Below are 12,714 nucleotides of genomic sequence, written 5' to 3' on the forward strand. Positions count from 1 at the left end.
AACCTCAGCGGTTTCCTCGCTGCGGGATCTTTTTTCCAAGTGGCTCCGCCACGAGGGAAAAAGCTGTCCTCGCGAGGAAACCGCTGAGAACCCGCGGGTGGTCGATCTGCGTGCGTGGTCGCTGCTCAGCGGCTTCGCCGCTGACAGGACAACGATTAAAAGATCAGTTCGAAAGAACCCCTAGGACGGTCTCCGGTTCTTGCGGCGGCCGCCTAGGTCAGCCGTGGCGGATCTTGAGCCAGTGGAGCTTGTCCTGTTCGCGGCGCGGCAGGCCGGCGACGACCAGGTCGTAGGAGTCCTCGATCATGTCGCGGACGAGGGGGTCCGGGACCGCGTCGTTGACGACGACGGTGTTCCAGTGGCGCTTGTTCAGGTGGTAGCCGGGGCCGACTGCGCTCGGGTAGCTCGTGCGCAGGGACACCGCCAGGTCCGGCTCGCACTTCAGGCTCACCCGCAGCGGATCCGCGTCGAGCCTGCTGATCGCGAAGAGCTTCCCGGCGACCTTGAAGACGCTGTTGTGCTCGTCGAACGGGAACTCCTCCCGCGCGCCGGGCATGGCCAGGCACGCGGCTTTGAGCTCGTCGGGCGTCATGGCCCGAGGGTAATCGGCACCCCCGACGGTGGTGACCCGTCGCCCGGCGCGGGTGGCGCGACCGGACGACGGGTGTTCAGCGGACGCCGGTCGCGACGTCGAGGGCGGTCCACGCGAGCGCGGTGGCGGCGTCCACGAGGGCCTTCTCGGCGTCACCGCCGACGCAGTGGGCGGCGAACTCCGGCTGGTGGTTCAGCGCCGGGAGCGAACCGATCCCCACGTAGGGGTGGATCGCCGGCACCACCTGGGACACGTTGCCCATGTCGGTGGACGCGCGGTTCATCCGCCGCGCCACCGGGTCCCGGCCGAAGGTGCGGCCGAGCTCCTCGGCGTTGCGGACGTAGGCGTCCAGCGCCGGCCGGTAGGTGCGGAACTCCGCGTAGGGCTTGCTCTCCGGCGTGACCTCGAGCGAGGTCCCGGTGGCGAGGGCACCCGCTTCGAAGCAGCGCCACACCTTCTGCTCGGTCTCGGCCAGCTGCGCGGAGTCCTCGGCCCGGACGTACCAGCGCCCTTCGGTGCGCGCGGGGATCGCGTTCGGAGCCTCACCGCCGTTGGTCATCACGCCGTGGACGCGCACGGTGTGCGGCAACTGCTGGCGCAGCAGGCCGATCGCGACCTGGGCGACGGTGAACGCGTCGGCCGCGTTGACGCCCTGCTCGGGGTAGGCCGCGGCGTGGGAAGCCTTGCCGCGGAAGGAGACGTGCGAGTGCGACACGGCGAACGGTTCCGCCTCCGCGACGTCGACGGGAGCCGGGTGCGCCATCATCGCCAGGTCGAGCCCGGCGAACGCGCCGCGCTCCAGCAGTTCGACCTTGCCGCCACCGCCCTCCTCGGCGGGAGTGCCGTAGACCTCGATGGTCAGCCCGGCGGTGTCCGCGAGCGGTGCCAGGGCCCGCGCGGCGCCCGCGGTGATCGCCGCGATCAGGTTGTGCCCGCACGCGTGCCCGAGGCCGGGCAGCGCGTCGTACTCCGCGCAGAGCCCGAGGCGGAACGGGCCGCTGCCGAAGGTCGCGAGGAACGCTGTGTCGAACCCGAGGTACGCGGGCGTGATCGTGAAGCCCGCCTCCGCCAGGGAATCGGCCACCCAGCGCGCCGAGCGGTGCTCCTCCCACGCCGTTTCCGGGTGGGCGTGGAGCTGTTCGGAGAGCCGGATGAGCCGTTCGGCATCACCGGCGACGGTGCCGGCGGCCCGCTTCTTCGCCGCGTCGATCCCGGCCATCACTCGTCCCCGAGGACGCCGTACGACGGCGCGGAAGCGGGGTTGAGCGCGCGCGTCACGTAGTCGTCGCGCTGCGGCAGCCAGCGGTCGAGCAGCGCCCGGAGGTCGCCGATCGGGTCGTCGCTCCAGTCGACCCGCAGGTCGGTTTCGCGCCACGCCACTTCGCGCACGACGGAGAGCCCGGCGGAGTGCACCGGGCCCGCCTCGCCACCGGCGGCGGAACCGGCTTCGAGCGCGCGCAGCAGGCGGTCTTCGAGCTCACCGCCGGAATTCTCGAAGGAGTCCACGACGGCGTCGACGACCTCGGGCGAGCGCAGCATGTTCCCGGCGGCGACGACCCGCGCACCGACGCGATCCCGGTGCACGCCGAGGGATTCGGCGCCGGAGTACACGGCGCCGTCGCCGCCCGGTTCGAGGACGGTGAGCTGGCGGTGCTCGATCAGCTCGCGGCCCTCGACGACCGCGGCCAGCGCGTCGCGCGCCCCGGCTCCGGACGCCAGCGCGTCCAGGAGCTCCGACCCCAGCCGCGGGTCGGTGACGTTCTGCGAGGAGGCCCCGCCCACGCCCGCGCGCAGGTGGATGCAGCGGGCGGCCACGGCGGGGCTGGAGGACGTCACGGCGATGCCGACGGCGCCGGTGCCGTCGGTGCCCAGCACGGAGAACGTCATCGCGCACCTCCGGGGAGCACGGCGACGGCGTCGACCTCGACCAGCCACTCGGGCCGGGCGAGCGCGGAGACCACCACACCGGTGGAGATCGGGTGCACGCCGCGGGTCCAGCGGCCGACGACGCGGTAGACCGCTTCGCGGTAGCGCGGATCGACGAGGTAGATCGTCAGCTTGACGAGGTGCTCCATCCGAGCCCCGGACTCCCGCAGCAGCAGGTCGATGTTGGCCATCGCCCGCTCGGCCTGGGCCGCGACGTCGCCGACGCCGACCGATTCGCTGGTGTCGAGGTCCTGCCCGATCTGCCCGCGCACGTAGATCGTGTTCCCGGCGACGACCGCCTGGCACAGGTCGTTGTCCAGGCTCTGCTCGGGATAGGTGTCGCGGGTGTTGAAGGGGCGGATCCGCGTGTGCCCGCCTGCGACGATCGGGGCGTTCACCTGGTTCCCCTCGCTCGTGGAGGTCATCGGCTGCTCCTGTCGGTGGACCGGTCGGGGGTGTGCTGGGCGAGGTAACCCCGCTGGGTGGAGATGTGGTCGGCGACGTAGCGGGCGTCGTGCCACACGCCCCAGATGAAGCTGGACCCGCGGCGCGACAACCAGGGCAGGCCCAGGAAGTACACGCCGGCTTCGGCGGACACGCCGCGGCGCTGATCCGGCCGGCCGTTCTCGTCGAACGCGTCGACCTGCAACCAGCCGTAGTCGGTGGCGAAGCCGGTGGCCCAGACGATCGAGGTGACATCGGCTTCGGCCAGGTCGAGTTCGAGCAGGGGATCGGTCGCGCTGCCCGGCAGCGGGCCGAGGACGTGCGCTTCTGGTTCCGCGGGCAGGTCGAGGCCGTTGCGCTCGACGTACTCGTCCGCGGCGCGCAGCAGGTCGAGGTGCTTCGCGTCGCCGAGCTCGATGTTCGCGGCGAGGTCCGGTGCGAAGCGCAGCTTCCCGCCGTCGTACGAGGACGTCATGCCGACCAGCTCGATCCCCGCGTCCGCGAGGGCGCGGAAGTCCACCGTGCGCCCGCCACCGGCTCCGCTGACCGCGATGGTCACGTGCTCGGCGCCCTGCGGCGGGGTGTCGGCGTCCCAGAACCCGAGCACGCCCAGCCACCAGCAGAAGTCGCGGCCCCGGTACCGGCGGGGAGGGCGGTCGTGCGGGCCGACCGACAGCAGCACGCGGCGACCGGACCGGCGCAGTTCCTCGGCGATCTGCACGCCCGACGAACCGGCTCCGACGACGAGGACCGCGCCCTCGGGCAGCCGGCCGGGATTGCGGTACCCGCTCGAATGCAGCTGCGTGGCGACGGCGTCGTCCGGGACGATCGGCGGGATCACCGGCCGCTGGAACGGTCCGGTCGCGGCCACGACGAAGCGCGCGTCGATGGCGCCGTCCGAGGTCTCGACCCGGAATCCGGGCGCACCGGCGTTCTTGCGCACCGAGGTCACCTCGACGCCGCACCGGATCGGTGCGTCGATCCGCCGCGCGTACTCGGCGAAGTAGTCCGCGACCTCGTCCTTCGAAGCGAAGGAATCGGGGGCCACCGCGGCGAATTCCAGTCCGGGGAAGCGGTCGTGCCACGCGGGTCCGTTGGCCACCAGGGAATCCCACCGCTGCGAACGCCACCGCTCGGCGATGCGGTCCCGTTCGAGCACGAGGTGCGGCACCCCGTGCGCACCGAGGTGTTCGCTCATCGCCACACCGGCCTGGCCGGCCCCGACGACGACCACCTCGGTCTCTTCGATCGACATGTCAACCTCCGCTCCGGCGGTGGTCGGCCCGGCGTCGAGTTCACCGCGCCACCGCGGGAAAATCCTCGAACACCGCGGCACTTCCGTCCAACAGATGTTCTCGCTGCACTGGTTCGATTTTTCCGATGCGGACGGTCGCGGGAACGGACTTCCCGTTGCGCGCCGAGAAGAATCCGCCTACCGCGCGTCGACCGGGTCCCGCCGTCGTCCTACCGGTGCGGGGCCGACGTCCTCCGGGCGCAGCAGCGCGTTCCCGGCGGTCTCCTTGAGCGACAGCGCGGCGATGAGGCCGCCGACGGCGAACACCATCATGTACGGGCCGGGCACGAGGGTGCTGCCGGTCGCGGAGATGAGCACGGTCATCACGTAGGGCACCGTCCCGGCGAACAGCGCGGCGGTCACGTTGTACGCGATGGACAGGCCGCTCTGGCGGGTGCGCGTCGGGAAGATCTCCGCCGACCACACCGCGTAGGTGCCGAGGATCGCCGCGAGGACCACGCCCAGCAGCAGACCGGCGACCCAGGTCCCGGCCGATCCGGAGCGCATCAGCAGGAACGCGGGCGTGGCCAGCACCAGCAGCGCCGCGCAGGCACCGACGAAAACCGGCTTGCGCCCGACGTGGTCGGACAGGCGCCCGAACACCGGGACCAGCACCAGTCCCAGCAGCGAGATCGCCGTCGACAGCAGCGCGGCGCTGCCGTCGGAGTGCCCGAGGTGATCGGTCTCGTAGGTGACCAGGTAGGTCAGCACCACGTAGAACGGCACGTGCATGGCCGTCATCAGACCGGCGGCCTGGAGCAGTTCCCGCTTGTTGGTGCGCAGCAACTCCTTCGCCGGGCTGCGCGGGACGGTGTCGTTGGCTTCGAGCGCCCGGTACTCCGGGGTGTCCTCGATCTTGCTGCGGATGATGAAGCCGATGATGCCCAGCGGCGCGGAGATGAGGAACGGGATGCGCCAGCCCCACGAGGTCAGCTGCCCGTCGTCGAGTCCCACCGACAGCAGCAGGAACGTGAAGGAGCCGGCCAGGAAACCCAGCAGTGAGCCGACTTCCAGCCAGCTGACGCCGAAGCCGCGCCGCCGCCGGGGTGCGCTCTCGGACAGGAAGCTCGCCGCGCTGCCGAATTCCCCGCCTGCGGCGAAGCCCTGCACCATCCGCAGGACCACCAGCAGCACCGGAGCGGCGATGCCGATCGAGGCGTAGCCGGGCAGCAGGCCGATCCCCAGCGTCGCCCCGGACATCGTGAAGATGACCAGCGACAGGGTGCGCTTGCGGCCGATCTTGTCGCCCAGCGGCCCGAACACCGCGGCGCCGATGGGGCGGATGCCGAACGACACCGCGAACACGCCGAACACGGCCAGCAGCCCGGTCGTGCTGTTCTCGGCCGGGAAGAACACCGTCGCGACGGTTCCGGCGAGGTAGGCGTAGGCCGCCCAGTCGAACCAGTGCACGAACACGCCGACGGCTCCGGCCGCGACGCTGCGGCGCAGCGCGACCGCGTCGGCGGCCACCTCGACCTCCGGCGTCGCGGGGTCGTTGTGCGAGGTGGGCATGCGCGCCTCCTGGGGGGAATCGTGCGTTCCCCCGACGTGATCGCCGGGCGACGACGGCGGGAGCGAATTCGTGCGCAACAGCGTCACCCGGCGCGCGAGGATTCGTCCAATAGATGTTTCCGCTGTGGTGCAGCGGAAAATCAGATGCCGTCGGTCAGGAGGGGATGGCGCGCAGGAGGTCCATGACGGCCTGGGCGCGGGCGGTCTGGCGCACCCCGTCCACCGCGGTGATCGTCACTTCCAGCGGAGGGCGGTCGCCGCGCAGTTCGAGCGCCACGACCTCGCCGCCGCCGTAGGTCTGATCGGTCCGCGGCCGCTGGTTGAGCAGGGAGTACCCCAAGCCCTGCGCCACCAGCGAGCGCACCGTCTCGTAGCTCTGGCTGCGGTAGCGCACGTCGGGAGCGCTGCCCGAGGCCGCCACGACGGCGCGGAAGTAGTCCCGGCTGTAGGGCAGGTCCAGCAGCACCATCGGGTCGGGCGCCAGCTCGGCGAGATCGACCGTGGCCCGGTCCGCGAGGCGGTGACCGGCCGGGACGATGACGTAGGCCGGGGCCAGGGCGATGGTCTCCCGGTGCAGGTCGGTGTCGGCGGGCGCGCTCAGGCCGTAGGTGAGCGCGAAGTCGATGCCGCCGCTGCGCAGCGCCCGGTGCAGGTGCTCGGCTTCGGCTTCGACCACGTTCAGCTCGATGTCCGGGTGGTGCTCGTCGCAGGCCGCGAACAGGGCCGGGAGGTAGTACGGCGCGAGCGTCACGAAGCAGCCGATCGTCACCGGGCCCGACAGGGTGCCGCCGCTGCCGCGGGCCTCCGCCTCGACGTCGCGGGCGCGGGTCAGCAGGTCCCGCGCCTGGGCCAGCAGGCGTTCTCCGGCGGAGGTGAGGGTCAGCCCGCGCGCCCGGTGCCGGATGAACAGCTGCAGGCGCAGCTCGTGCTCCAGGTTGGCGATGGCGGAGGAGACCGCCGACTGGGCGATGCGCAGCTCGTCGGCGGCGGCGGTCATCGAGCCGCGCTCGGCGGCGGCGATGAAGTAGCGGAGCTGGACGAGCGTGAAGCCGGGCGTGGTCATACCGACCCTCGAGGTGCTGGTTGCGAAGCGGTTCTCCGCCGCAGACTAGCCCGCGCGCCGCGACCTCTCCGCGCACCCGGCAGCCGCCCGCCGAGCGGGTCAGGTCAGCTTGATCTGGCGGTTGACGTCCTTGTAGAGCAGGTACCGGAACTTGCCGGGGCCGCCCGCGTAGCAGGCCTGCGGGCAGAAGGCGCGCAACCACATGAAGTCGCCGGCCTGGACCTCCACCCAGTCGTCGTTGAGCCGGTAGACGGCCTTGCCTTCGAGCACGTAGATCCCGTGCTCCATCACGTGCGTCTCGGCGAACGGGATGACCGCGCCGGGTTCGAACGTGACGATGTTGACGTGCATGTCGTGGGCGAGGTCGTTCGGGTCGACGAACCGGGTGGTCGCCCAGGTCCCGTCGGTGCCGGGCATCGGCGTGGGCGCGACGTCCTGCTCCTGGACGGCGAACGCCGCGGGCGCGTGGCCTTCGAGCGGTTCGTAGGCCTTGCGGACCCACTGGAAGCTGGCGAGCGCGTCGGTGTCGTTGGCCACCGACCAGTCGGCACCGGCCGGGAGGTAGGCGTAGCCGCCGGGTGCGAGGTCGTGCCGGGTGCCGTCGATGACCAGCCGCAGGTCGCCGGAGAGCACGAACACGACCGATTCGACGCCGCTCTCCGGTTCGGGACGGGTGCTGCCGCCTCCCGGTGACACCTCGACGAGGTACTGCGCGAACGTCGTCGAGAACCCCTGGATCGGCTTGGCGAGGATCCACGCCCTGGTGCGGTCCCACCCGGGGAGGTTGCTGGTGACGATGTCGCGGAGCACGCCGCGCGGGATGACCGTGTACGACGCGGTGACGACCGCGCGGTCGGTGAGCATCGTGGACTGCGAGGGCAGGCCGCCCTCGGGCGAGAAGTAGCTCGGCTGGTTCAAGTGATCCCTTCCTCGTGTGGAGCGGGCGCGAAGCCGGGGGTGCGTTTATGTATACACAACCGGCCGGGCCGGTGGCGAGGGCCGGGGACGGCGAGCGTGCGCGGCGGATTCGCCTTCCCGCACTTCCCGCCGCGGGGGAATTCGTGGTCGACTTACCGGCTCGGCGAGCGCGCTCCGGTGACTGTTGACGGCGATCAGGTCGATGGCTACCGTTTCCGAATCACAGTCGTATACTTTCACATAGCGGAAACATCGGCTCACATCATGGACACATCGAGCGCAAGCTTGGAGGCGGTTCGATGACTGCCACGGACCGCCCGTCAGCTCCGGAAGGCGCCCCGAGCGCCCGCTTGTACAGCTACGACCTGGCCCCGACGAAGAAGGAAGGGCGCCGCTGGGGCGCCTACAACGTCTTCACGCTCTGGGCCAACGACGTGCACAGCCTCGGCAACTACGCGTTCGCGATCGGCCTGTTCGCCCTCGGGCTGAACGTGTGGGGCATCCTCGCCGCCTTCGCCCTCGCTTCCGTCCTGCTGTTCCTGCTGCTGACGCTGTCCGGCTACATGGGCCACAAGGCGGGTGTGCCCTTCCCGGTCATGAGCCGCATCGCGTTCGGGACCAGGGGAGCGCAGCTCCCGGCGGCCGTGCGCGGCATCGTCGCCATCGCGTGGTTCGGCATCCAGACCTACCTCGCGTCCTCGGTGCTCAACACGCTGCTGGTGGCCATGTTCCCCGCACTCGGCGGGTTGCAGGACCGGTCGGTGCTGGGCCTGTCGCTGCTCGGCTGGATCACGTTCCTCGTGCTGTGGGCCGTGCAGGTCCTCATCGTCAGCTACGGCATGCACGTGATCCGCCGGTACATGGCGATCGCGGCGCCCACGACGCTGATCACGATGTGCGGCTTGGCGCTCTGGATGTTCTGGCGCGCGGACTGGTCGATCTCGTTGTCCACGGCGCAGCCGCTCACCGGTGGGGCGATGTGGCTGAAGGTGCTGGAAGGCGCCGCGCTCTGGGTGGTGATCTACGGGACGTTCGTCCTGAACTTCTGCGACTTCACCCGCTCGGCCAAGAGCCGCCGGTCGATCGTGCGCGGCAACCTGGTCGGCATCCCGGTGAACATGCTCTTCTTCGCCGTCATCGTCGTCGTGCTCAGCGGCGCGCAGTTCAAGCTGGACGGACGGGTGATCACCAGCCCGACCGACATCGTGCAGACGATCCCGAACATGGTCCTGCTCGCGACCGCGTCGGTCGCGCTCATCATCCTGACGATCGCGGTCAACCTGCTGGCGAACTTCGTGGCGCCGATCTACGTGCTGGTGAACCTGTTCCCGAAGCACCTGAACTTCCGGCGGGCGGGGTTGGTCAGCGCCGTGATCGGGCTGGTGATCCTGCCGTGGAACCTCTACGACAGCCCGGTCGTGGTGAACTACTTCCTCGGCGGTCTCGGCGCGCTGCTCGGCCCGCTGTTCGGCGTGATCATGGCGGACTACTGGCTGCTGCGGAAGACCCGCGTGAACGTCCCGGACCTCTACACCGAGGACGCGGAAGGCGAGTACTACTACCGGCGCGGGTACAACCCGAAGGCGGTCTGGGCGTTCCTGCCCGCCGCGGCGATCGCGGTCGTGGTCGCGCTGGTGCCGGTCTTCGGCGCCGCGTCCGGGTTCTCCTGGTTCATCGGCGCGGCCCTCGGTGCCGTGATCTACGCCGTCATCGGTGATCGCCATCTCGACGGGCGGGACGTGGACGGCGAGTCGATCGCGGTGGCGGCGGAGTGAGCCGGGAACGCCCGGCACAGCTGGAGGAGGAGTAGGACCGTGCGCATTCTCGTCGTCAACGTCAACACGACCGCGACCATCACCGAGTCCATCGGCGAGCAGGCCGCGGGCGTCGCGGCCCCCGGCACCGAGATCGTGCCGCTGACGCCGTCCTTCGGCGCGGAATCCGTGGAGGGCAACTACGAGAGCTACCTCGCGGCGGTCGCGGTGATGGAAGCGGTCCGGGCCTACCCGGAACCGTTCGACGCCGTCATCCAAGCCGGGTACGGCGAGCACGGCAGGGAAGGGCTGCAGGAGCTGCTCGACGTCCCGGTCGTGGACATCACCGAGGCCGCCGCGAGTACCGCCCAGTTCGTCGGGCGCTCCTACTCGGTGGTGACCAGCCTGGACCGCACGGTTCCGCTGATCGAGGACCGGCTCAGCGCGGCGGGGCTCAGCGACCGGTGCGCGTCGGTGCGGGCGAGCGGCATGGCCGTGCTGGACCTGGACCGCGATCCGGCGGCGGCCGTCGACGCCATCGCCGAGCAGGCGGTGCGCGCGGTGGAGGACGACCGGGCCGAGGTGATCTGCCTGGGGTGCGGCGGCATGTCGGGGCTCGCCGAGCGCGTGGTGGAACGCACCGGGGTGCCCGTGGTCGACGGGGTCACGGCGGCGGTGACGATCGCGGAATCGCTCGTCCGGCTGGGGCTGACGACGTCGAAGGTGCGGACGTACGCCCCGCCGCGCCCCAAGAAGATGACCAACTGGCCGCCCCGCCCCTGAGATCGTCCTGCCCGCTTCCGCGCAGGGGGAAGCGAATTCTAAGGGGTCCTTTCCGAATGGCCTGCGTAGCGGGTCGCTCAGCGGAACCTCAGCGGCTTCCTCGCTGTCCGTTGCCGGTGTGATCGCGATTTCTGATGTATGCCGTACACGGCGAAATCGCTGTCCTCGCGAGGAAGCCGCCGAGAACCCGCCGGTGGTCGTCTTGCTCTGGCTGGTCACTGCTCAGCGGCTCCGCCGCTGACAAGACGACGATCAAAAGATCATTCTGAACGGGCCCTGAGTCCACGGCTGGCCGCACCGGGATTCCCGGTGCGGCCAGTTCCGCTGCGCGCCCGGCCGTGGCGAGCGCCGCGCGCGATTCCATTCATGGCCACAGTGGACGGTCATTCGTCCTGCGTCGATCCGTGAACTTCCCGCACCGCAACGACTTCTGGGTTCGTCGCTGCGGCGGCTCGACGTGTCACCGATGGCGATGTCGTCATTCCCCGGTGTGCTGAAAAGCGTTGACCGGCAAAACCGCGTTCGCTAATCTATCACTATACAAAATAAAGATTTCACATTGTGAAATTTGCTGAGGGAGGTTCCTTTGAGTTCCGTCCGGTACGACGTCAACCTCTCGATCCTGTTCACCGAACTCGACCTGCTGCGGCGACCCGCGGCGGCGAAGGCCGCCGGGTTCGACGCGGTCGAGTACTGGTGGCCCTTCCCGGCCGCGGTGCCCTCGGATCGCGAGGTCGACGCGTTCGTGCGGGCCGTCTCCGACGCCGGCGTCGCGCTGGTGGGCCTGAACTTCTTCGCCGGAGACCTGCCGTCCGGCGAGCGCGGCGTGCTGTCCGACCCGAAGCGCGCCGGCGAATTCCTCGACAACCTCGACGTCGCCGTCGGCATCGGTGACCGGCTCGGCTGCCGCGCGTTCAACGCGCTCTACGGCAACCGCATCGACGGCGTCGCACCGTCCGAACAGGACGATGTGGCGACCGAGAACCTCATCCGCGCGGCGGCGGCGACCGCGCGCATCGACGGGCGAGTGCTCATCGAACCGGTCAGCGGTGTGCCGACCTACCCGCTGCTGACGGCCGCGGACGCGCTGCGGGTCGTCGACGGGGTGCACGAGGAAGGCGGCGTGGACAACCTGCGGCTGCTGTTCGACCTCTACCACCTGACGGTCAACGGCGACGACCTCGACGCGGTGATCGAGCGGCGCGCGCGCGACATCGGCCACGTGCAGATCGCGGACGCCCCGGGCCGCGGCGAGCCGGGCACCGGGGACATCGATTTCGACCACTACTTCGCCGCGCTCGACGCCGCCGGATACACCGGGTACCTCGGCCTCGAGTACAAGCCGAGCGGGGCCAGTGCGGACAGCTTCGGCTGGCTCGCGCGCTGATCCGCAGCACACCACGGGGAAAGGGAGGCACCACGACGATGAGCAAGATCGGATTCATCGGCCTGGGCATCATGGGCGGCCCGATGGCGGCCAACCTGGTCGCTGCCGGGCACGAGGTCGCCGGGTACAACCGCAGCCGGGCCAAGGTCGACCAGCTGGTCGCCGACGGCGGCGCCGCCGCGGGCAGCGTCGCCGAGGCGGTCGCGGGCGCCGAGGTCGTGTTCACCATGCTGCCGGACTCGCCGGACGTCGAAGCCGTCGTGCTCGGCGAGGACGGCGTGCTGGCCCACGCGCAGCGGGGCGCGCTGCTCGTCGACTGCAGCACCATCCGCCCCGACACCGCCCGCCGCGTCGCCGAAGCCGCGGCGCAGCGGGAGGTGCGGGCGCTCGACGCGCCGGTCAGCGGCGGCGAGCCCAAGGCGATCGACGGCACGCTGTCGATCATGGTCGGCGGTGCGGCGGACGCGTTCGCCGCCGCCGAGGACGTGCTCGGCGCCGTCGGCGCCACGATCGTCCACGTCGGACCGGCCGGTGCCGGGCAGACCGTGAAGGCGGCCAACCAGCTCATCGTCGCGGGCAACATCGGCCTGCTCGCCGAAGCGCTGGTGTTCCTGGAGGCCCACGGCGTCGACACCGAGGCAGGTCTGGACGTGCTCGGCGGCGGCCTCGCGGGCAGCAGCGTGCTCAACGCCAAGGGCGCGAAGATGCGCGACCGCGAGTTCGGTCCCGGCTTCCGCCTCGAACTGCACCACAAGGACATGGGAATCGTGCAGGCCGCCGCCCGCGAAGCAGGCCTCACCGCACCCCTCGGCACCCTGGTCGCCCAACTCGTCGCCGCTTCTGTGGCTCAAGGTGACGGCGCCCTCGACCACTCAGCCCTGCTGAAGCAGATCACCCAGCTGAACGGCCGCTCTTGAGTTCGATGGCTTTTGTAGGGGGTCGCTCTGCGGAACCTCAGCGGCTTCCTCGCTGCGGGATCGATTTCTGATGTATGTCCGATACACGGCGAAATCGCTGTCCTCGCGAGGAAGCCGCTGAGAA

Annotated in this window: 13 protein-coding genes; 5 read left to right on the forward strand and 8 right to left on the reverse strand. The window is 70.5% G+C overall.

The window, feature by feature from the left end:
* On the forward strand, positions 1-184 hold a 184-nt coding region (locus tag ACWD38_RS28780; RefSeq protein WP_450125319.1), incomplete at its 5' end, for a hypothetical protein.
* 33 nt (positions 185-217) lie between these two features.
* Here the strand turns inward: ACWD38_RS28780 and ACWD38_RS28785 are convergent.
* The 8 genes from ACWD38_RS28785 to ACWD38_RS28820 all read right to left on the reverse strand — a co-directional run bounded on the left by ACWD38_RS28785 (position 218) and on the right by ACWD38_RS28820 (position 7,695).
* Positions 218-592: an MmcQ/YjbR family DNA-binding protein gene (locus ACWD38_RS28785; RefSeq protein ID WP_450125320.1), complete on the reverse strand. Its 375-nt coding sequence runs from the start codon at positions 590-592 to the stop codon at positions 218-220.
* A gap of 76 nt (positions 593-668) precedes the next feature.
* A complete protein-coding gene (locus tag ACWD38_RS28790; protein ID WP_450125321.1) occupies positions 669-1,811 on the reverse strand; it encodes a M20 family metallopeptidase in 1,143 nt (380 codons plus the stop codon).
* A complete protein-coding gene (locus ACWD38_RS28795) occupies positions 1,811-2,479 on the reverse strand; it encodes a DUF1028 domain-containing protein (RefSeq protein ID WP_450125322.1) in 669 nt (222 codons plus the stop codon). Before ACWD38_RS28795 ends, ACWD38_RS28790 begins: the two co-directional genes overlap by 1 nt.
* A complete protein-coding gene (locus tag ACWD38_RS28800; protein WP_184480351.1) occupies positions 2,476-2,943 on the reverse strand; it encodes a RidA family protein in 468 nt (155 codons plus the stop codon). The genes ACWD38_RS28795 and ACWD38_RS28800 overlap by 4 nt, the downstream gene beginning before the upstream one ends.
* A complete protein-coding gene (locus ACWD38_RS28805; RefSeq protein WP_184480349.1) occupies positions 2,940-4,217 on the reverse strand; it encodes a flavin-containing monooxygenase in 1,278 nt (425 codons plus the stop codon). Before ACWD38_RS28805 ends, ACWD38_RS28800 begins: the two co-directional genes overlap by 4 nt.
* Before the next feature lie 177 nt (positions 4,218-4,394).
* Positions 4,395-5,768 carry an MFS transporter gene (locus ACWD38_RS28810; RefSeq protein WP_450125323.1) on the reverse strand — a complete coding sequence of 458 codons (1,374 nt, stop codon included), beginning with the start codon at positions 5,766-5,768 and terminating at the stop codon, positions 4,395-4,397.
* Between the two features lie 154 nt (positions 5,769-5,922).
* On the reverse strand, positions 5,923-6,831 hold the full coding sequence (locus ACWD38_RS28815; RefSeq protein ID WP_184480345.1) for a LysR family transcriptional regulator: 909 nt from the start codon (positions 6,829-6,831) through the stop codon (positions 5,923-5,925).
* A 99-nt stretch (positions 6,832-6,930) separates the two neighbouring features.
* Positions 6,931-7,695 carry a bifunctional allantoicase/(S)-ureidoglycine aminohydrolase gene (locus tag ACWD38_RS28820; protein ID WP_425503607.1) on the reverse strand — a complete coding sequence of 255 codons (765 nt, stop codon included), beginning with the start codon at positions 7,693-7,695 and terminating at the stop codon, positions 6,931-6,933.
* Between the two features lie 353 nt (positions 7,696-8,048).
* Between ACWD38_RS28820 and ACWD38_RS28825 the strand changes: the two genes are divergently transcribed.
* The 4 genes from ACWD38_RS28825 (at position 8,049) to ACWD38_RS28840 (ending at position 12,590) form a co-directional block, all read left to right on the forward strand.
* The gene (locus tag ACWD38_RS28825) at positions 8,049-9,524 is read left to right on the forward strand and encodes an NCS1 family nucleobase:cation symporter-1 (protein ID WP_450125324.1); all 1,476 of its coding nucleotides are present in this window, start codon (positions 8,049-8,051) and stop codon (positions 9,522-9,524) included.
* Positions 9,525-9,563: 39 nt separating this feature from the next.
* Positions 9,564-10,286, forward strand: a complete 723-nt coding sequence (locus tag ACWD38_RS28830) for an aspartate/glutamate racemase family protein (RefSeq protein ID WP_184480339.1) — start codon at positions 9,564-9,566, stop codon at positions 10,284-10,286.
* 586 nt (positions 10,287-10,872) lie between these two features.
* Complete coding sequence (locus tag ACWD38_RS28835) at positions 10,873-11,673, forward strand: hydroxypyruvate isomerase family protein (RefSeq protein ID WP_450125325.1); 801 nt, start codon at positions 10,873-10,875, stop codon at positions 11,671-11,673.
* On the forward strand, positions 11,673-12,590 hold the full coding sequence (locus tag ACWD38_RS28840; protein WP_450125326.1) for a 2-hydroxy-3-oxopropionate reductase: 918 nt from the start codon (positions 11,673-11,675) through the stop codon (positions 12,588-12,590). Before ACWD38_RS28835 ends, ACWD38_RS28840 begins: the two co-directional genes overlap by 1 nt.
* Positions 12,591-12,714 lie beyond the last annotated feature (124 nt).

The organism is Saccharopolyspora sp. NPDC002578 (genome assembly GCF_053592695.1).

What these genes read in the sequence shown, in the direction of transcription:
- ACWD38_RS28785 (WP_450125320.1), bottom strand. Translation starts at nt 592, where the DNA reads ATGACGCCCGACGAGCTCAAAGCCGCGTGCCTGGCCATGCCCGGCGCG.
- ACWD38_RS28790 (WP_450125321.1), bottom strand. Translation starts at nt 1,811, where the DNA reads ATGGCCGGGATCGACGCGGCGAAGAAGCGGGCCGCCGGCACCGTCGCC.
- ACWD38_RS28795 (WP_450125322.1), bottom strand. Translation starts at nt 2,479, where the DNA reads ATGACGTTCTCCGTGCTGGGCACCGACGGCACCGGCGCCGTCGGCATC.
- ACWD38_RS28800 (WP_184480351.1), bottom strand. Translation starts at nt 2,943, where the DNA reads ATGACCTCCACGAGCGAGGGGAACCAGGTGAACGCCCCGATCGTCGCA.
- ACWD38_RS28805 (WP_184480349.1), bottom strand. Translation starts at nt 4,217, where the DNA reads ATGTCGATCGAAGAGACCGAGGTGGTCGTCGTCGGGGCCGGCCAGGCC.
- ACWD38_RS28810 (WP_450125323.1), bottom strand. Translation starts at nt 5,768, where the DNA reads ATGCCCACCTCGCACAACGACCCCGCGACGCCGGAGGTCGAGGTGGCC.
- ACWD38_RS28815 (WP_184480345.1), bottom strand. Translation starts at nt 6,831, where the DNA reads ATGACCACGCCCGGCTTCACGCTCGTCCAGCTCCGCTACTTCATCGCC.
- ACWD38_RS28820 (WP_425503607.1), bottom strand. Translation starts at nt 7,695, where the DNA reads ATGCTCACCGACCGCGCGGTCGTCACCGCGTCGTACACGGTCATCCCG.
- ACWD38_RS28825 (WP_450125324.1), top strand. Translation starts at nt 8,049, where the DNA reads ATGACTGCCACGGACCGCCCGTCAGCTCCGGAAGGCGCCCCGAGCGCC.